Origin of the sequence: Acidovorax sp. (genome assembly GCF_021287135.1) — a bacterium.
GTDB lineage: Bacteria > Pseudomonadota > Gammaproteobacteria > Burkholderiales > Burkholderiaceae_C > Acidovorax.
On the sequence record NZ_JAJTBB010000071.1, the window covers coordinates 1 to 18,236 of the forward strand.

General features: G+C 66.7%; 14 protein-coding genes. 1 reads left to right on the forward strand and 13 read right to left on the reverse strand.

Annotated elements, in window-relative coordinates; genetic code table 11:
* Positions 1–251: 251 nt before the first annotated feature.
* The 13 genes from dgoD to LWW96_RS16660 all read right to left on the reverse strand — a co-directional run bounded on the left by dgoD (position 252) and on the right by LWW96_RS16660 (position 16,788).
* Positions 252–1,400: a galactonate dehydratase gene (gene dgoD / locus LWW96_RS16600; protein WP_291488934.1), complete on the reverse strand. Its 1,149-nt coding sequence runs from the start codon at positions 1,398–1,400 to the stop codon at positions 252–254.
* Positions 1,401–1,419: 19 nt separating this feature from the next.
* On the reverse strand, positions 1,420–2,094 hold the full coding sequence (locus tag LWW96_RS16605) for a 2-dehydro-3-deoxy-6-phosphogalactonate aldolase (RefSeq protein ID WP_291488936.1): 675 nt from the start codon (positions 2,092–2,094) through the stop codon (positions 1,420–1,422).
* Entirely contained in the window at positions 2,091–3,134 is a 1,044-nt protein-coding gene (locus tag LWW96_RS16610) for a 2-dehydro-3-deoxygalactonokinase (RefSeq protein ID WP_291488938.1), read from the reverse strand. Before LWW96_RS16610 ends, LWW96_RS16605 begins: the two co-directional genes overlap by 4 nt.
* Before the next feature lie 7 nt (positions 3,135–3,141).
* Positions 3,142–4,080: a dihydrodipicolinate synthase family protein gene (locus tag LWW96_RS16615; protein ID WP_291488940.1), complete on the reverse strand. Its 939-nt coding sequence runs from the start codon at positions 4,078–4,080 to the stop codon at positions 3,142–3,144.
* Between the two features lie 217 nt (positions 4,081–4,297).
* Complete coding sequence (locus tag LWW96_RS16620; protein ID WP_291488942.1) at positions 4,298–6,031, reverse strand: IlvD/Edd family dehydratase; 1,734 nt, start codon at positions 6,029–6,031, stop codon at positions 4,298–4,300.
* A gap of 34 nt (positions 6,032–6,065) precedes the next feature.
* Entirely contained in the window at positions 6,066–7,103 is a 1,038-nt protein-coding gene (gene yjfF / locus LWW96_RS16625) for a galactofuranose ABC transporter, permease protein YjfF (RefSeq protein ID WP_291488944.1), read from the reverse strand.
* Positions 7,100–8,149 (reverse strand): ABC transporter permease, encoded by a 1,050-nt coding sequence (locus LWW96_RS16630; protein ID WP_291488946.1) that lies wholly within the window; start codon positions 8,147–8,149, stop codon positions 7,100–7,102. Before LWW96_RS16630 ends, yjfF begins: the two co-directional genes overlap by 4 nt.
* 161 nt (positions 8,150–8,310) lie before the next feature.
* Entirely contained in the window at positions 8,311–9,921 is a 1,611-nt protein-coding gene (locus LWW96_RS16635; RefSeq protein ID WP_291488948.1) for a sugar ABC transporter ATP-binding protein, read from the reverse strand.
* 169 nt (positions 9,922–10,090) lie between these two features.
* Positions 10,091–11,320 (reverse strand): multiple monosaccharide ABC transporter permease, encoded by a 1,230-nt coding sequence (mmsB, locus tag LWW96_RS16640; RefSeq protein WP_291488950.1) that lies wholly within the window; start codon positions 11,318–11,320, stop codon positions 10,091–10,093.
* A 60-nt stretch (positions 11,321–11,380) separates the two neighbouring features.
* Positions 11,381–12,976 (reverse strand): multiple monosaccharide ABC transporter ATP-binding protein, encoded by a 1,596-nt coding sequence (gene mmsA / locus LWW96_RS16645; protein ID WP_291488952.1) that lies wholly within the window; start codon positions 12,974–12,976, stop codon positions 11,381–11,383.
* Positions 12,977–13,089: 113 nt separating this feature from the next.
* Positions 13,090–14,160 carry a multiple monosaccharide ABC transporter substrate-binding protein gene (chvE, locus tag LWW96_RS16650; RefSeq protein ID WP_291488955.1) on the reverse strand — a complete coding sequence of 357 codons (1,071 nt, stop codon included), beginning with the start codon at positions 14,158–14,160 and terminating at the stop codon, positions 13,090–13,092.
* Between the two features lie 153 nt (positions 14,161–14,313).
* A complete protein-coding gene (locus tag LWW96_RS16655; protein WP_291488957.1) occupies positions 14,314–15,279 on the reverse strand; it encodes an ABC transporter substrate-binding protein in 966 nt (321 codons plus the stop codon).
* Positions 15,280–15,336: 57 nt separating this feature from the next.
* On the reverse strand, positions 15,337–16,788 hold the full coding sequence (locus LWW96_RS16660) for an aldehyde dehydrogenase family protein (protein ID WP_291488959.1): 1,452 nt from the start codon (positions 16,786–16,788) through the stop codon (positions 15,337–15,339).
* Between the two features lie 147 nt (positions 16,789–16,935).
* Here LWW96_RS16660 and LWW96_RS16665 point away from each other — a divergent pair, with 147 nt between their 5' ends.
* Positions 16,936–17,898, forward strand: coding sequence for a LysR substrate-binding domain-containing protein (locus LWW96_RS16665; protein ID WP_291488961.1), 963 nt, complete (start codon positions 16,936–16,938; stop codon positions 17,896–17,898).
* Positions 17,899–18,236: the final 338 nt, after the last annotated feature.

Sequence of the window (18,236 nt, forward strand, 5' to 3'; positions counted from 1 at the left end):
TGCCTTGCCAGTTCAACGAATTCCTGTCTCAGGTTCATGGTGTTGCAAGCCTTCCATGGCATAGCGACCTCCGGCGAAGTTCGCCGAAAGTGTTAACCATGTCCCCGCACACCTGTTAACCATGTGTCCGATCTGAACAGCCATCCCAAGCGGCTGCTTTATGGCGCAAAGCGCCTACTCGTTCGTTACAGCGATTGACCGCGCCCAGCCCAAGGTGACCCAGCACCGCTGAGCCAGCTGGCAGCGGCCTTTCACCACTCCGCAAAACTCCCATCCTTGTGCCGCCACACCGGGTTCCTCCATCGGTGTCCCTGCTGCGCCCGCTCCCTCACATATTCCTCGTTCACCTCAACTCCCAGGCCCGGCCCGTTGGGGATGGCGACCATGCCTTCCTGGTAGGCAAACACCTCGGGGTTGGACACATAGTCCATCAGGTCGTTGGCCTGGTTGTAGTGGATGCCCAGGCTTTGCTCCTGGATGAAGGCGTTGTAGCAAACCGCGTCCAGCTGCAGGTTGGCGGCCAGGGCAATCGGCCCCAGGGGGCAGTGCAGGGCCAGGGCCACGTCGTAGGCCTCGGCCATGCTGGCGATCTTGCGGGTTTCGGTGATGCCGCCGGCGTGCGAGGGGTCGGGCTGGATGATGTCGGCGTAGCCGCCTTGCAGCACGCGCTTGAAGTCCCAGCGCGAGTACAGGCGCTCGCCCAGCGCGATGGGGGTGGACGAGATGCGCGCGATCTCCTTCAGCGCCTCGTCGTGCTCGCTCAGCACGGGCTCTTCGATGAACATGAGCTTGTACGGCTCCAGCTCCTTGATGAGCACCTTGGCCATGGGGCGGTGCACGCGGCCGTGGAAGTCCACGCCGATGCCCACGTGGGGGCCCACGGCCTCGCGCACGGCGGCCACGTTTTGCAGGCAGCGCTCCACCTTGTCATGGCTGTCCACGTACTGCACTTCTTCGGTGCCGTTCATCTTCACGGCAGTGAAGCCGCGGGCCACGGCGGCCTGGGCGGCGGCGGCCGTTTCACTGGGGCGGTCACCGCCGATCCAGCTGTACACCTTGATGTGGCTGCGCACATTGCCGCCCAGCAGTTCTGACACGGGCACGCCCAGGGCCTTGCCCTTGATGTCCCACAGCGCCTGGTCGATGCCGGCCAGGGCGCTCATGTGCACGCCGCCGCCGCGGTAGAAGCCGCCGCGGTACAGCACCGTCCAGTGGTCTTCGATGTGGCGCGGGTCCTTGCCGATGAGGTAGTCGCCCAGTTCTTCCACAGCGGCGGCCACGGTGTGCGCGCGGCCTTCCAGGATGGGCTCGCCCCAGCCGGTGACGCCCTCATCGGTTTCGATTTTCAGAAAGCACCAGCGCGGGGGGACGATGAACGTGGTGAGCCGGGTGATCTTCATGAAACTGCGTGCCGGGAAATCAGAGGATAGGGGGCGTGGCGGCGGTGCGTGCCGTGCCGTAGGCCTGGTGCCACGCGGCCACAAAGGCGGCCGCCCGGGGGGCCACGTCGGCCGCGGTGTCGCCGGGGCGGTAGAGCGCGGAGCCCAGGCCAAAGCCGCTGGCGCCCACCGCCGCGTAGGTGCCGATCAGATCGGGCACGATGCCGCCCACCGGCACCAGCGCGATCGGCGGGCTGATCACGGCGCGCCAGGCTTTGAGCACGTGGGGCGGCAAGGCCTCGGCCGGGAACAGCTTGAGCATGTTGGCGCCTGCGGCCAGGGCGGCAAAGGCTTCGGTGAGCGTCGCAACGCCGGGCGCACACGCCATGCCGGCGGAGCGCGCGGCGCGGATCACCTGGGCGTCGCCGTGCGGCATGACGACCATCTGCCCGCCCGCCGCAGCCACCTGCGGGCAGGCCTCGGGCGTGAGCACGGTGCCTGCGCCCACCAGGCAGTCGCCGGGCAGGGCTTCGCGCAGCGCGCGGATGCTGGCCAATGGCTCGGGCGAGTTGAGCGGCACTTCGACGATGCGCAGGCCCGCGTCGTACAGGGCCTGTCCGATGGCGACCACTTCGTGCGGTTGCACGCCGCGCAGGATGGCGATGAGCCCGCAGCGCTGCAGGATCTGGAACAGGGCTTTGTCGACGGGGTTCATGCGGTCGGGCTCCCGGTGGCGGGGTTGACGGAGGAGAGGGTGGCCCCGGCAGACACCAATCCCGCCGCCAGTGCGATCTGCCACAACCCTGGGGCGGTGGCCTGGGTGGCGATGGCGGGCGTGGCAAAACCGTAGGCCTGCAGCGCCATGGCGTAGCGGCGGCACAGGTCGGGCTCGCCGCACAGCACCAGGCGCTGCGGCGTTGCGGCGCCTTGCTGCTGTGCGCGTGCCAGGCCGGCCACCTCGTGTCCGATCAGCAGGCCTGACAGGTAGTCGGCTTGCGCGGCGGGGGCCAACGCCCCGGTCAGGCCGAGCGTGCGTGTGCTAAAGAGGTGCGACAGCAGTCCCAGCGCGGCATCGCTGCCGCGTGCGACGTCCAGGCCCCGCGCGAAGGCTATGTCGTCGGGCACCGCGGCGGTCTGCATGGTCTTGCCCAGAATCGTGTGGCCGCGCAGCGCAGCAAAGACCTCGCCAGTCATGAAGGTGTGGAACTGCTCGATGCGGCCGCCGCGTGCCAGCACCCATTTGCTGTGGGTGCCGGGCAATCCGATGAGCACGGGCGCGTCGGCCGGCAGCGCAAGGCCCGCCAGCACGCCCAGCACCTGGGTTTCTTCGCCGCGCATCACGTTGGGCAGCATGCCCTGCTGCAAGAGACCCGGCACGATGTGCAGTGGGGCACCGCCGGGCCGCGCCACCTGCACCAGGCCGTGGCCGAGTGCATCCAGCGAGGCGGGCGTGGGCAGGTAGGCGGCCTCGCGCCAGCCCTGTGCGCTGCCCACCATGCCGCAGGCCAGCAAGGGCAGGCCAGGGTTGGCAGCCAGCCAGTCGCCGCAGATGCGTTGCAAGGCGCGTTCAAAAGCGGCGCCGGGCGCGGGGTCGGCCATGCCGTCGGCGGCAGGGGGCAGGCTCAGGATGCCCCAGGGGCGGTGCCGCGTTTCCAGCACCTCGCCGCTGCCGCCCAGGCGGAAGGCGCGCAACGCGCTGGTGCCCCAGTCCAGGGCGATCAGCCGCGTTGCCATGCACTCGGAATGCTCGGCCATGGCGGATTTAGCGGCCCCAGCGCAGCACCAGCGGGTCCAGCCGCCGCGCGATGTCGATCAGGCCGCGCCGCACTTCGGGGTGCATGGCCGGGAAGGGATGGCGACCTGCCTCGCAGGCGATCACGCCGCCTTCCTTCATCAGCGCCTTGGCCGTCAGGATGCCGCCCTGGCGGTTTTCGTGGTTGATGAGCGGCAGCCAGCGCTGGTAGAGCGCAAACGCCTGGTCCATGTCTCCCAGGCGGTGCGCCTCGATGATGGGGCGGATGCCATCGGGGAAGGCCCCGCCCGTCATCGCACCGGTGGCGCCCGCATCCAGGTCGGCCAGCAGGGTGATGGCTTCCTCACCGTCCCACGGACCTTCGATGGCATCGCCCCCCAGGCGGATCAGCTCGCGCAGCTTGCTGGCGGCGCCAGGCACCTCGATCTTGAAGTAGGCCAAGTTTTCAATCTCTTGCGCCATGCGCGCGAGGAAGGGGGCCGACAGCACGGTGCCGCTGGCGGGCGCGTCCTGCACCATGATCGGGATGCTGATCGCATCCGACAGGCGGGCGTAGAACTCGTAGATCTGCGCCTCGGGCACGCGGAAGGTGGCGCCGTGGTAGGGCGGCATGACCATCACCATGGCCGCGCCCATGTCCTGCGCGGCGCGGCTGCGCTCGGCGCATACGCGGGTACCGTAGTGGGTGGTGGTGACGATCACGGGCACGCGGCCCGCCACGTGCTCCAGCGATGTGCGGGTGAGGACCTCGCGCTCCGCATCCGACAGCGAGAACTGCTCGGAGAAGTTGGCCAGGATGCAGACGCCGTCCACACCGGCGTCGATCATGAAGTCGAGGCAGCGCTTCTGGCTGTCGAGGTCGAGCGTGCCGTCTTCGTGGAAGGTGGTGGGCACCACGGGGAAGATGCCGCGGTAGCGAGGGTTCTGAAGGGAATGGATGGCGGGCATGGCGGGTTCAGAAAATTAGATGAAAATGGGCTTTAGCGCTTTCCTATCAAGCGCTAGAAGCTATTGAATATGTAGCAGTTTCCGCAGAGGGCGGAGCCTAGACGCGGGCAGCCGCGCAAGGGCCGCCCCGCCGCGCTGGCTGCGTCCCCCTGCCCGCATTGCGCAGCACTGCGAGAGCGGGGGGAAGGCGCGAAGCGACTCAGGGGGGTGTTCCACATCAATGCGAATGGCGAGGCACGCCAGCACCTCGGCAGCCGACGAGAAAGTCAAAGTCGCAGCCATCGTCCGCCTGCAGCACATGGTCCACATACAGCCGCCGGTAGCCGCCGCGCCCGCCCTGGTCGGTGTTGTCCAGCGCGGCCAGGCGCGCGGCCAGTTCCTCGTCGCTGATGTCCAGATGCAGGCGGCCGTTCTCGCAGTCCAGCTCGATGAAATCGCCATCGCGCACGGCAGCCAGCGGGCCACCGGCGGCGGCCTCGGGCGCCACATGCAGCACCACGGTGCCGTAGGCCGTGCCGCTCATGCGGGCGTCCGAGATGCGCACCATGTCCTTCACGCCGCGCCGCAGCAGCTTGGGTGGCAGGCCCATGTTGCCCACCTCGGCCATGCCGGGGTAGCCCTTGGGGCCGCAGTTCTTCATCACCATCACGCAGGTCTCGTCGATCTCCAGGGTTTCATCGACGATGCGTTCCTTGTAGTGCTCCAGGTTCTCGAACACCACGGCGCGGCCCCGGTGCTTGAGCAGTTCGGGCGAGGCGGCCGAGGGCTTGAGCACCGCGCCGCGGGGCGCCAGGTTGCCGCGTAGGATGCAGATGCCGCCATCGGCAATCAGCGGGTTGTTGATGGGGCGGATGACCTCGTCGTTGTACTGCGGGGCCTCGCGCACGTTGTCCCACAGGCTCTTGCCGTTGACGGTGAGCGCGCCCGGGTGGGGCAGCAGGCCGTTCTCGCCCAGGCGGCGCAGCACGGCGGGCAGGCCGCCGGCGTAGTAGAACTCTTCCATCAGGAAGCGGCCCGAAGGCTGCAGGTCCACCAGCGTGGGTGTGCCGCGGCCGATGCGCGTCCAGTCTTCCAGGTCCAGCTGCACGCCGATGCGGCCGGCGATGGCCTTGAGGTGGATGACCGCGTTGGTCGAACCGCCAATGGCCGCGTTGGTGCGGATGGCGTTCTCGAAGGCTTCGCGCGTGAGGATCTTGGACAGGCGCAAGTCCTCGTGCGCCATCTCCACGATGCGCTTGCCGGACATGTGGGCCAGCACGTAGCGGCGTGCATCCACGGCCGGGATGGCGGCGTTGTGTGGCAGCGAGGTGCCCAGCGACTCGGCCATGCAGGCCATGGTGCTGGCCGTGCCCATGGTGTTGCAGGTGCCGGCGGAGCGGGACATGCCGGCCTCGGCCGCAAAGAACTGGTGTTCGTTGATCTCGCCGGCCTTCAGCGATTCGTGCAGACGCCACACGGCGGTGCCCGAGCCGATGTCCTTGCCGTCGAGCTTGCCATTGAGCATGGGCCCACCCGTGACCACGATGGCGGGCACATCGCAGCTGGCGGCGCCCATCAGCAGCGCGGGCGTGGTCTTGTCGCAGCCCACCAGCAGCACCACGGCGTCGATGGGGTTGCCGCGGATGGCTTCTTCCACATCCATGCTGGCCAGGTTGCGCGTGAGCATGGCCGTGGGGCGCAGGTTGGACTCGCCGTTGGAGAACACCGGGAACTCGACCGGAAAGCCGCCCGCTTCGTAAATGCCGCGCTTCACGTGCTCGGCAATCTTGCGGAAGTGCGCGTTGCAGGGCGTGAGCTCGGACCAGGTGTTGCAGATGCCGATGACCGGGCGGCCGTCAAAGACATGGTCGGGAAGACCCTGGTTCTTCATCCAGCTGCGGTACATGAAGCCGTTCTTGTCGGCCGTGCCGAACCATTCGGCAGAGCGGAGTTTGCGCTTGGGGGTGGTCATGGTGGGGGTGAGAGAGAAGAGGGAAGACAAAAGATCAGCGGGCCTTGCCCGAGCGGCGCGAGAGCAGCCGCTGCAGCAGGCAGAAAGCGAACAGCAGCACGCCGACGACGATGCGCGTCCACCACGAGCTGAGCGTGCCGTCGAAGGAAATCAGGGTCTGGATGATTCCGAGCATGAGCACGCCAAACAGCGTGCCCGCCACATAGCCCACGCCACCGGTGAGCAGCGTCCCGCCAATGACCACGGCAGCAATCGCGTCCAGCTCCATGCCCACGGCGTGCAGGCCATAGCCCGACAGCATGTAGAACGTGAACACCACGCCCGCCAGCGCCGAGCAAAAGCCCGACAGCGTGTAGACGCCGATCAGCGTGCGGCGCACCGGCAGGCCCATGAGCACGGCCGAGTGTTCGCTGCCGCCCACCGCATACACGCTGCGACCGAACGGCGTGCAGTGCGCCACAAACAGGGCCACCAGCAGCACCGCGATGGCGATGAGCGCGCCCAGCGAGAGGGATGTGCCTTCCCACAGCGGAAAGCGCCACTGCGCCAGCTCCGAATAGCCCTCGTGGGTGATGCTGATGGAGTCGATGCTGATCAGGTAGCACAGTCCCCGCGCCAGGAACATGCCCGCCAGCGTGACGATGAAGGGCTGCAGCCGAAAGCGCTCGATGAGGAAACCCATGAACGCGCCAAATGCCGTGCCCATCAGCAGCACCAGCGGGATGGCGACCATGGGGTTCCAGCCGTGGTGCTCCACCAGCGCGGCCAGCACCATGGTGGTCAGCGCCACCACCGAGCCCACCGAGAGGTCGATGCCGCCCGAAAGGATCACAAACGTCATGCCCACCGCCACGATGATGAGGAAGGCGTTGTCGATCAGCAGGTTGAGGAACACCTGGGCCGAGAAGAAGCCGGTGTACAGCACCGAGCCCAGCGTGGCCATGGCCACAAACAGCGAGACGGTGGCGGCCAGCGGCAGGTACTTGGGGTGGAACCGCGCGCGCGTTGCGGCGGCCTGGGGGGCGGCGGGGCTCGCAGCGCCGAAGCCCGCAGTCTTGGGCACGGCGCTCATTGCAGGGCTCCCGCGCCAGGGCGGCGTGCCAGGGCGCCCACTTGCGCCCGGAACTCGGGCGACTGGAGCAGCATCACGGCGAACACCACCACGGCCTTCACCACCAGGTTGATCTCGGGCGGCACGCCCAGCGAATAGATGGCGTAAGTCAGCGTCTGGATGATGAGCGCGCCAATCATGCTGCCCACCAGGCTGAAACGGCCGCCCGTGAGCGCTGTGCCGCCCAGCGTGACAGCCAGTATGGCGTCCAGCTCCAGCAGCTGCCCGGCGTTGTTGCCGTCTGCACTCTTGACGTTGGAGCTGATGAGCAGCCCCGCAATGCCCGCGCAGACGCCGCAGAACACGTAGGCCGCCACGATGAGGCGCCCCGCCTGCACGCCCGCCACGCGCGCTGCCGTGGGGTTGATGCCCACCGCCTGGATGAACAAGCCGAGCGCCGTGCGCGTGATGGCCAGGTACAGTACGGCAAAGACCACGGCCACCACAAACAGCGAGAACGGCAGCCCCGCCAGATAGCCGCCGCCCAGGAAGAAGTAGGGCGTGTAGTAGATGGTGATGATCTGCCCGTCGGTGATGAGCTGGGCAATGCCCCGGCCCGCCACCATGAGGATCAGCGTGGCGATGATGGGCTGCATGCCCACCTTGGCCACCAGCACGCCGTTCCACAGACCGCACAGCAGTGCGATGCCGATGGCGCCCAGGATGGCAACCGGCAGCGGGAACCGGCTTTCGGTGCCCGACACCGAGCCGCCGATGAGCCACGCCGCCCCTGCGGCGGCAATGGCGACCACGGCACCCACCGAGATATCGATGCCGCGCGTGGCGATCACCAGCGTCATGCCCAACGACACCAGCACCAAGGGCGCGGCGCGGTTGAGGATGTCGATGAGGCTGCCGTACAGGTGCCCGTCGCGCCATTCAATGTGCAGGAAGCTGCTGTTGAACACCGTGTTCACGATGAGCAGCAGTGCCAGCGTGATCAGGGGCCAGGCCAGGCGGTGTCGCAGCAGCGCGGAAACAGGCAAGGTGGTGCTGCGTTCAGACATACAGGTCATCCACGGCGCTGCGCCCGATACTGGCGCGGTCCAGGCGAGGGCAGCCAAGCAAGGGCCGCCCCGCAGCGAGGGCTGCGTCCCCCTGCCCGCAGCGCGAAGCGGTGCGAGAGCGGGGGGAAGCCGCGAAGCGGCTCAGGGGGGTGTTCTTTATTTCAAGCATGTTCGGCAGCAATCAGGTCGTAAACGGCGTCTTCACTGCTGCCCGCAGGCAGCTCACCCACCTTGTGGCGGTCGCGGAGCACCACGATGCGGTGCGCCACGCGCACCACCTCGCTCATTTCGGAAGAGATGAACAGCACGGCCATGCCGCCCTGGGCCAGGCGCAGGATCTGGTCCATGATTTCCTGCTTGGCGGCCACGTCGATGCCGCGCGTGGGTTCGTCCAGGATGAGCAGGCGCGGTTCGATGGCCATCCAGCGCGCAAGAATGGCCTTCTGCTGGTTGCCGCCCGAGAGCAGGCCAATGGGCTTGTCCACGGTGTCGGTCTTGATGCCCAGCAGCTTGACGTAGCGCTCAGCCAGAGCCGTCTGTTCGGCGCGCGAGAGGAATTGGCCCACGCCCATACGGGCCTGCAGCGCCAGCGCAATGTTCTCCCGCACCGACAGTTCGGCCACGATGCCGTCGGTCTTTCGCTCTTCGGGGCACAGGGCCAACCCGTGGCGGATGGCATCCATGGGGTTGGCAAACTTCACCACCTGCCCGTCGATGCGCAGCGCGCCCCGGTCGGGCGTCTCCAGCCCGAACAGCAGGCGCGCCAGCTCGGTGCGGCCCGAGCCCAGCAGCCCGGCCAGGCCCACCACTTCGCCCGCGCGGATCTGCAGGTCCAGCGGCTGTAGTTGCGTGTCCTGCCCCAGGCCCTCGGCCTGCAGCAATGTGGATGGGCGGGTGTCCACGGCGGGCGCGGGTGCGGGTTGTTCGGATGCGGCCGCCAAGTCACGGCCCAGCATGGCGGCGATCAGTGCCTGCGGCCCCAGGTCCTTTGCCAGCCACTCGCCCACCCAGCTGCCATTGCGCAGCACGGTGATGCGGTCGGACACGGCATACACTTGGTTCAAGAAATGCGTCACGAAGACGATGGCCAGGCCCTCGCTGCGCAAGCGGCGCAGCACTTCGAAAAGCTTTTGCACCTCGTCGTCGTCCAGGCTGGAGGTGGGCTCGTCCAGGATCAGCACGCGCGATTCGATGCTCAGCGCCCGCGCAATCGCCACCAGCTGCTGCACGGCCACGGGGTAGTCCGACAGCAGGCGCGTCACGTCGATCTGCAGCCCGATGCGCGCCACCAGCTCGCGGGCGCGCTGGTGCAGCGTGGCCCAGTCGATGCGAAAGCCCTGCGCAATGCCGCAGCGCGGGTAGCGGCCCGCAAAGATGTTCTCGGCCACCGAGAGATTGGGGCAGAGGTTGACTTCCTGGTACACCGTGCTGATGCCCAGGCGCTGGGCCGCCAGCGGCGAATCGGGCCACACGGTCGTCAGCCCCCGCGCTCCGCCGCTGCGCGGGTCGCTGCCCCCCGAGGGGGTGTCGCCTTGCTTGGGGCGGCCCGGCGCTGCGGCTGGACCGCCCAGCCGCATCTGGCCGCCGCTGGCCTCCAGCACGCCCGTCAACACCTTGATCAGCGTGGACTTGCCCGCACCGTTTTGCCCCATCAGCGCATGGATCTCGCCAGGGTAAAGGTTGAGCTGCACGTCGCGCAGCACAGGGATGCCCGCAAACTGCTTGTGGATGCCCGAGAGCTGCAGGACGGGATTTTGGGATGGGGTGCTCATGGTGTTCCAGACACTCGTCGTTGTCTGCACTGCCAGCCGAACTGGCACGGCCCAGACGAGGGCCCCCGCGCAAGGGCCGCCCCGCCGCGCCGGGGGCGTCCCCCACCCGACACGCGTAGCGAGTCGAGAGAGGGGGAAGGCGCGAAGCGACTCAGGGGGTGCTTCATTTCTATGCCTTGTTCTTGTTGTAAACGTCCACGAGCACGGCGGCCAGCAGCACCACGCCCTTGATGACCTGCTGGTAGTCGATGCCGATGCCCAGGATGGACATGCCGTTGTTCATCACACCCATCACAAAGGCGCCAATGACCGCGCCCATCACCTTGCCGACGCCGCCCGAGGCCGATGCGCCGCCGATGAAGCAGGCCGCAATCACGTCCAGTTCAAAGCCCAGGCCCGCCTTGGGCGTGGCGGTGTTCAGCCGCGCCGCGAACACCAGCCCGGCCAGGGCCGCGAGCACGCCCATGTTGATGAAGGCGTATAGCGTGAGCCGCTCGGTCTTGATGCCGGAGAGCTTGGCCGCTTTCTCGTTGCCGCCCATGGCGTAGACGCGGCGGCCGATGGTGGTGCGGCTGGTGACGAAGTCGAACAGCACGATCAGCAGCGCCATCACGATGAGCACGTTGGGCAGGCCCTTGTACGACGCCATGAGGTAGCTGAAGTACACGAGCAACCCGCTGAACACCACGGTGCGGAAGACAAAGAGGCTGGCGGGTTCTGCCTGTACGCCGTGGCGCTGGCGGTTGGCCCGCTCGCGCAGCCCGCCCAGGGCGAGCGCCGCGGCCACGGCAGCCCCCAGCAGCAGCGAGGTGAGGCGCAGCCCTTCCATGCTGAACAGGTCGGGAATGAAGCCCGAGCTGAGCATCTGGAACTCCGGGGGAAAGGGCCCCACCGACTGCCCCGCCAGCAGGGCCAGCGCCAGCCCCTTGAACACCAGCATGCCCGCCAGCGTGACGATGAACGACGGTATGCGCGAGAAGGCGACGAAGGCCCCCTGGATCGCGCCGATGAGTCCGCCGCACAGCAGGCACACCAGCGTGGCGGGCACGAAGTGCCAGTGGTACTCGACCATCAGCACCGCAGCCAGCGCGCCGATGAAGCCGCACACCGAGCCCACGGACAGGTCGATGTGCCCGGCCACGATGACCAGCAGCATGCCCAGCGCCATGATGACGATGTAGCTGTTCTGCAGCACCAGGTTGGTCAGGTTCAAGGGCTGCATCAGCGTGCCCTCGGTCATGTACTGGAAGAAGCCCATGATGGCCACCAGCGTGATCAGCATGCCGTACTCGCGCAGGTTGTGCTGGAGGTGGTGCAGCAAGGGCTTGCCGGGGTGCTGTGCCGACGGTGGCTGGTGGTCAGCCACTGTTGCGTCAGTCGGATGGGTGGTCTGGCTCATTTCGTCTCTTGTCGATTTAGCGTGGTTGGGGGGCGCAATCGGTCGCTACTGGCGCGACCGCTACGCGCGGCCGCCGTGCAAGGGCCGCCCCGCCGCACGGGCGGCGTCCCCCGCGGGGGGGACGGCGCGAAGCGCCTCAGCGGGGGCACCCACAATCGCGCGCATGATTCGTTCTTGGGATGCCTCCGTGGTGGGCATCTCGGCCACAAAGCGGCCTTCGTTCATCACATAGATGCGGTCCGTGATGCCCAGCAGCTCGGGCATCTCGGACGAGATCACGATCACGCACTTGCCCTCGGCCGCCAGCTGGGCGATGAGGGTGTAGATCTCGTACTTGGCGCCCACGTCGATGCCGCGCGTGGGCTCGTCGAGGATGAGCACCTCGGGGCTGGTGAACAGCCATTTGCTGAGCACCACCTTCTGCTGGTTGCCGCCCGACAGGTTCAGCGTCTTCTGGTCCACGCCCGAGCAGCGGATGCGCAGCTTTTCGCGGTAGCCTTGCGCCACGCGGTGCTCCTGGCCGCTGTCGATCACGCTGGCGAACGACACGCCGGGCAGGTTGGCCAGCGAGGTGTTGAACTGGATGTCTTCGTTCAGCACCAGGCCGTTGCCCTTGCGGTCTTCGGTCACATAGGCCAGGCCGTGGCGCACAGCTTTCTCTACCGTGCTCACGTCGATGGGCTGGCCGTGCAGCCGCACCTCGCCGCTGATGCGCTGGCCCCAAGAGCGGCCAAAGAGGCTCATGGCCAGCTCGGTGCGGCCTGCGCCCATCAGGCCGGCAATGCCCACAATCTCGCCGCGCCGCACGTTCAGGTCGATGCCCTTGAGGTGCTCTCGGTCGCTGCGCTGCGGGTGGTGGGCGCGCCAGTTGAGCACCTCAAAGACGATGTCGCCAATCTGCGGCTGGCGCTGGGGGTAGCGGTCGCTCATCTCGCGGCCCACCATGGCCTGGATCACGCGGTCTTCGCTCACCGGGCCTTCGCGGCAGTCCAGCATCTGCACGGTGCTGCCGTCGCGCAGCACGGTGATGGCATCCGCCACGCGCGAGATCTCGTTGAGCTTGTGGGAGATGAGGATGCAGGTGATGCCCTGGGCCTTGAGTTCCAGCAGCAGGTCCAGCAGGGCCTGGCTGTCGTTTTCGTTGAGGCTGGCGGTGGGCTCGTCCAGGATCAGCAGGCGCACCTTGCGGGACAAGGCCTTGGCGATCTCCACCAGCTGTTGCTTGCCCACACCTAGCTGGCCGACCGGCGTCTCGGGTGACTCGCGCAGCCCCACTTTGGCGAGCAGCACCTGGGCGCGGCTGTGCGCGGCCATCCAGTCGATCACGCCGTGCCGCGCGGTTTCGTTGCCAAGGAAGATGTTCTCGGCAATGGACAACAGGGGCACCAGGGCCAGCTCCTGGTGGATGATGATGATGCCCAGGTGCTCGCTGTCGCGGATGCCCGCGAACTGCCGCACCTGGCCGTCGAAAACGATCTCGCCGCTGTAGCTGCCGTGCGGATACACACCCGACAACACCTTCATCAGCGTCGACTTGCCCGCGCCGTTTTCGCCGACGATGGCGTGGATCTCTCCGGCGCGCACGCCCAGGTTGACCTGGTTCAGCGCCACCACACCGGGAAAGGTTTTGCGGATGTTCCGCATTTCTAGAAGCATGGTCTCAGAGTCTCTTGGCAGGCCCGGAGGCCGCCCTGGGCAAGCGGTGGGGCGTGGAGGCCCCTTCTGCGGAAGGCCGCGCGCGGGCCGGCGGGCCCGCACGCGGCGCGGACTCACTTGAGCTGCGATTCCTTGTAGTAGCCGCTGCCCACCAGCACGGCGTTCCAGTTGGAGACATCCACCGACACCGGCTTGAGCAGGTACGAGGGCACGACCTTCACGCCGTTGTTGTAGGTCTTGGTGTCATTGATTTCAGGCTGCTTGCCCGACAGCACGGCATCCACCATGTTGGCGGCCACCTTGGCCAGCTCGCGGGTGTCCTTGAACACGGTGGAGGACTGCTCCCCCTTGAGGATGGACTTGATGGAAGGCACCTCGGCATCCTGGCCGCTCACCACGGGGCATGGCTGCTGCGCGGTGCAGTAGCCCACGCCCTTGAGGGACGACAGGATGCCGATGGAGATGCCGTCATAGGGCGACAGCACCGCGTGTACCTTGTCCTTGCCATAGTAGGCCGACAGCAGGTTGTCCATGCGGGCCTGCGCCGCGGCCCCGTCCCAGCGCAGCGTGCCCACCTTGTTCATGCCGGTCTGCTTGCTGCGCACCACCAGCTTGCCGCTGTCGATGTAGGGCTGCAGCACGCTCATGGCGCCGTCGTAGAAGAAGAAGGCGTTGTTGTCGTCGGGCGAGCCGCCGAACAGCTCGATGTTGAACGGACCCTTGCCTTGCTTGAGGCCCAGCTTGTCCACGATGGAATTGGCCTGCAGCACGCCCACCTGGAAGTTGTCGAACGTGGCGTAGTAGTCCACATTCTTGGATCCCTTGATCAGGCGGTCATAGGCGATGATCTTGACGCCCTTGTCCGCCGCGTTTTGCAGCGCCTTGGACAGTGTGGTGCCATCGATGGATGCGATCACCAGCACCTTGGCGCCCTTGGTGATCATGTTCTCGATCTGCGCGAGCTGGTTGGGGATGTCGTCCTCAGCGTACTGCAGGTCGGTCTTGTAGCCGCGGTCCTTGAGCACCTTGACCATGTTGTCGCCATCGGCAATCCAGCGCGCCGAGGACTTGGTGGGCATCGAGATGCCGATGGTGCCCTTGTCCTGGGCCGATGCCACGGACGTGGCGCCCATGGCCGCCAGGGCCACGGTGGCCAACACGGCCTTGAAAATTGCACGCTTCATTTGGTTTTGTCTCCTGTTGTTGCGAATGTCGGCGTCGCTGCGGCAGGTCGAGAGCAGCTTCAGAGCCGTTCGGGCTGAGCGCGTCGAAGCCTTGCGCGGCGCTTCGACAGGCTCAGCGTGAACGGACGGGGGCTGTTTGAACGCTTGCCGGTATCAGTACTTCCTGTTCGGCATTTCTTTGGCCGCCACTTCCATCGGGAAGATGCCTTCCTCGGTCACGATGCGCTTGGGCACGGCCTTGCCGGCCTTGATGTCCTTCACGGCGCTCATCAGCTGTGGGCCCAGCAGGGGGCTGCACTCCACGCTCACGTTGAGCTTGCCGGCGATCATGGCTTCGAAGGCGCCCTTCACCGCGTCGATGGAGATGATCACGATGTCCTTGGCGGGCTTCATGCCGGCCTCTTCGATGGCCTGGATGGCGCCAATCGCCATGTCGTCGTTGTGTGCGTACAGCACGTTGATCTTCTTGCCCTCGGCCTTCAGGAAGGCTTCCATCACTTCCTTGCCCTTGGCGCGGGTGAAGTCGCCGGTCTGGCTGCGGATGATCTTGAACTTCGGGTCGGCCTTGATGACTTCCTCAAAGCCCTTCTTGCGGTCGATGGCGGGGGCGGAGCCCACGGTGCCTTGCAGCTCGACGATGTTGACCTCGCCCTTGTGGTCCTTCATCTTTTCCACCAGCCAGCGGCCAGCCTTGCGGCCTTCCTCCACGAAGTCCGAGCCCATGAAGGTCACGTAGAGCGAGGTGTCCTTGGTGTTGACCGCACGGTCGGTCAGCACCACGGGGATCTTGGCAGCCTTGGCCTCGCGCAGCACGGGTTCCCAGCCGGATTCCACCACGGGCGAGAACGCGATCACGTCCACCTTCTGCGCGATGAACGAGCGGATGGCCTTGATCTGGTTCTCCTGCTTTTGCTGCGCGTCAGAGAACTTCAGCTCGATGCCCGCCTCTTTGGCGGCGGACTTGATGGACTCGGTGTTGGCCGTGCGCCACTCGCTCTCGGCCCCCACCTGGCTGAAGCCCAGTACGAGGGGCTTTTGCGCCCAGGCAGCGCCGGGCAGCAGGGCGGCCACGGGCACGCTGGCCAAGGCAGCTGCAACGGTGCGGCGGTTCATTTTCATCATCTTGTCTCCTGGTTTGAATGGTTGGTTGACGATGGTTGCGGGATCGAGAAGCGACTAGGCCAGCATGTAGCCCGTCTTGACCGTGGTGTAGAACTCTGCGGCGTAGCGGCCCTGTTCGCGGGCGCCGTAGCTGGACTCCTTGCGGCCGCCAAAGGGGACGTGGAAGTCCACACCCGCCGTGGGCAGGTTCACCATGGTCATGCCCACGGCGGCATGGCGCTTGAAGTGCATGGCGTGCTTGAGCGAGGTGGTGCAGATGCCCGCGCACAGGCCGTAGGGTGTGTCGTTGGCCAGGGCCAGCGCGTGCTCGTAGCCATCGGCCCGCAGCACGCAGGCCACGGGGCCAAAGATCTCCTCGCGCGCCACGCGGTGCTCAGGGCGGGCCAGAAAAAGGGCGGGGCTCATGTAATGGCCCGGGGTGGGGCGCTCCAGGCGCTCCCCACCCCAGACATGCTCCGCCCCCTCACTGCGCGCAATATCGATGTAGCCCAGGTTCTGGGCCAGCTGGTGTTCATCCACCACGGGGCCCATTTCGGTGGTCCGCTCCAGCGCGTGGCCCACCTTCAGGTGGGCCAGCCGGTTGCGCAGGCGGGCCACAAAGGCATCGTGCACCTCGGCTTCCACGATGAGGCGGCTCGATGCCGTGCAGCGCTGGCCTGTCGAAAAATACGAGCCCTGCAGCGCGCAGTCCACGGCCTGGTCCAGGTCGGCATCGGCCAGCACGATGAGCGGGTTCTTGCCACCCATCTCCAACTGCACCTTGGCACGGCGCTGGGCGGCGGCACGCAGAATGCGCTCGCCCGTGGCCACCGATCCGGTAAAGCTCAGTGCGTTGACCAGCGGGTGGTCCACCAGCGTCTGCCCCACCTCACGGCCGCTGCCCATGATGAGGTTGAACGCACCGGCGGGCAGGCCGCTGCGGCTGATGATCTCGGCCAGCGCCCAGCCGCAGGCGGGCACCAGCTCGGCGGGCTTGAAGACCACGGTGTTGCCGTAGGCCAGGGCCGGGGCGATCTTCCAGGCCGGGATGGCGAACGGGAAGTTCCACGGCGCGATGATGCCCACCACGCCCACGGGCTCGCGGGTCACGTCCACCTGCACGCCCTGGCGCACCGATGCCATCAGCTCGCCCTGGATGCGCAGCGCCTCGCCGGCAAAGAACTTGAAGATCTGTCCGCTGCGTGCCACTTCGGCAATGCCCTCGGGCAGGGTCTTGCCTTCTTCGCGCGCCAGCAGCGCGCCCAGTTCGTCCTTGCGCGCCAGCAGTTCGCTGCCGACGAAGTCCAGCACGTCGGCGCGGCGCTGGGGTGTGCTCTGGCTCCAGGTGGGCAGGGAGTCGGCCGCGGCGCGCACGGCCAGCTCGGTCTGGTTGCGGTCGGCGCGGGCGTATTCGGCGACGACTTCGCGGGTGTCTGACGGGTTGGTGCTGACGCCGGTGGTGGTACCGATCTCCCAGCGGCCATTGATGAGGTGCCGGGGCTTGAGCTGGAGTTCGCCGTGCTTCATGGACGCGGGCCGTGGCCGTGGTGGTTGCAAGTGCGGCGAAGTCTAGGGAAGGTTTTGATATCAATCCAATCAATTTTTCGACAAAATAGATATCGTTCCTTGCATCCTGGAAAACCCCTCCCGTTCTTTCCGCTTCTTCACCTGTTCATGAGTACCTACAACCACTGGTTCATCCGCGCCCGCCTCAAGACGCGCCAGCTGCTGCTGCTGGTGGCGCTGGCCGAAGAGGGCAACATCCACCGCGCCGCCCAGGTGCTCAGCATGACCCAGCCAGCAGCGTCCAAGCTGCTCAAGGACCTGGAGGACGTGCTGGAGGTGCCCCTGTTCGAGCGCCTGCCGCGCGGCATGCGGCCCACCTGGTACGGCGAAACGATGATCCGCCACGCCCGCATGGCCCTGGCCAACCTGAACCAGGCGCACGACGAGATCGGCGCGCTCAAACGGGGGCACTACGGCCAGGTGGGCATTGGCGCCATCACCTCGCCGGGCCTGAGCCTGCTGCCCGCTGCGGTGGCGCTGGTCAAGCAGGAACACCCCAGCCTGCGCATCTCGCTGGACATCGAAACCAGCCCCGTGCTGCTGGAGCGGCTGGAGCAGGGCAAGCTCGACATCGTGGTGGGCCGCCTGTACGAAGAGCACGACAAGGAGAACCTGCGCTACGAGTCGCTGACGGAGGAGCTGGTCTGCGCCATCACGCGCCCGGGCCACCCGCTGTCGGGCATGAGCGGGCTGACGCTGCGCGACGTGGTGTCGGCCAGCTGGATTGTGCCGCCTGCCGGGAGCGTGCTGCGGCACCGGTTCGACCTGATGTTCCAGCAGGACGGGCTGGCGCCGCCGCTGCACACGGTGGAGACCTCGGCGCTGCTGTTCATCACGCGCATGCTGCAGCAGAGCGACATGATCGCGGTGGTGGGGGCGGACGTGGCGCACTACTACGCAGCCCACGGCATCGTGACGGTGCTGCCGCTGGAGATGCCGTGCCATATGGATGCGTTCGGAATCATCACCCGGTCGGACCGGCTGCTGTCGCCGGCGGCGAAGGTGATGATGCAGGCGCTCAAGCAGGCGAGTCTGGTGCAGTACGGGCGGAGGTTGGAGGTGGGGGATTGATTTTTTTTTGAGTGAATTGGCTGCCGGAGCTTGTGGGTAAAGCGCTGGAAGCTATCAATTTTGTAGTATTGCCTGCTGTCCGTTCGGGGTGAGTTGGTCGAAGCCGCGGCGCTAGTCCCTTGTCCGTTCGGGCTGAGCTGGTCGAAGCCGGGGCGCTGCTCGCAAGCTCGCTGAGGGGCGGCATGCCTATGCAGAGGGCGGGAGCCGGGTCTCGGCCCGGCGGCCGAGGTACTTGTTCTTTGCTTCGCTGTTCAGACCGGACACATGGTTAACAGGTGTGCGGGGACATGGTTTACAGATTTGATTAAACGGCTTCGGTGTCGGTCAGGTCAATCACC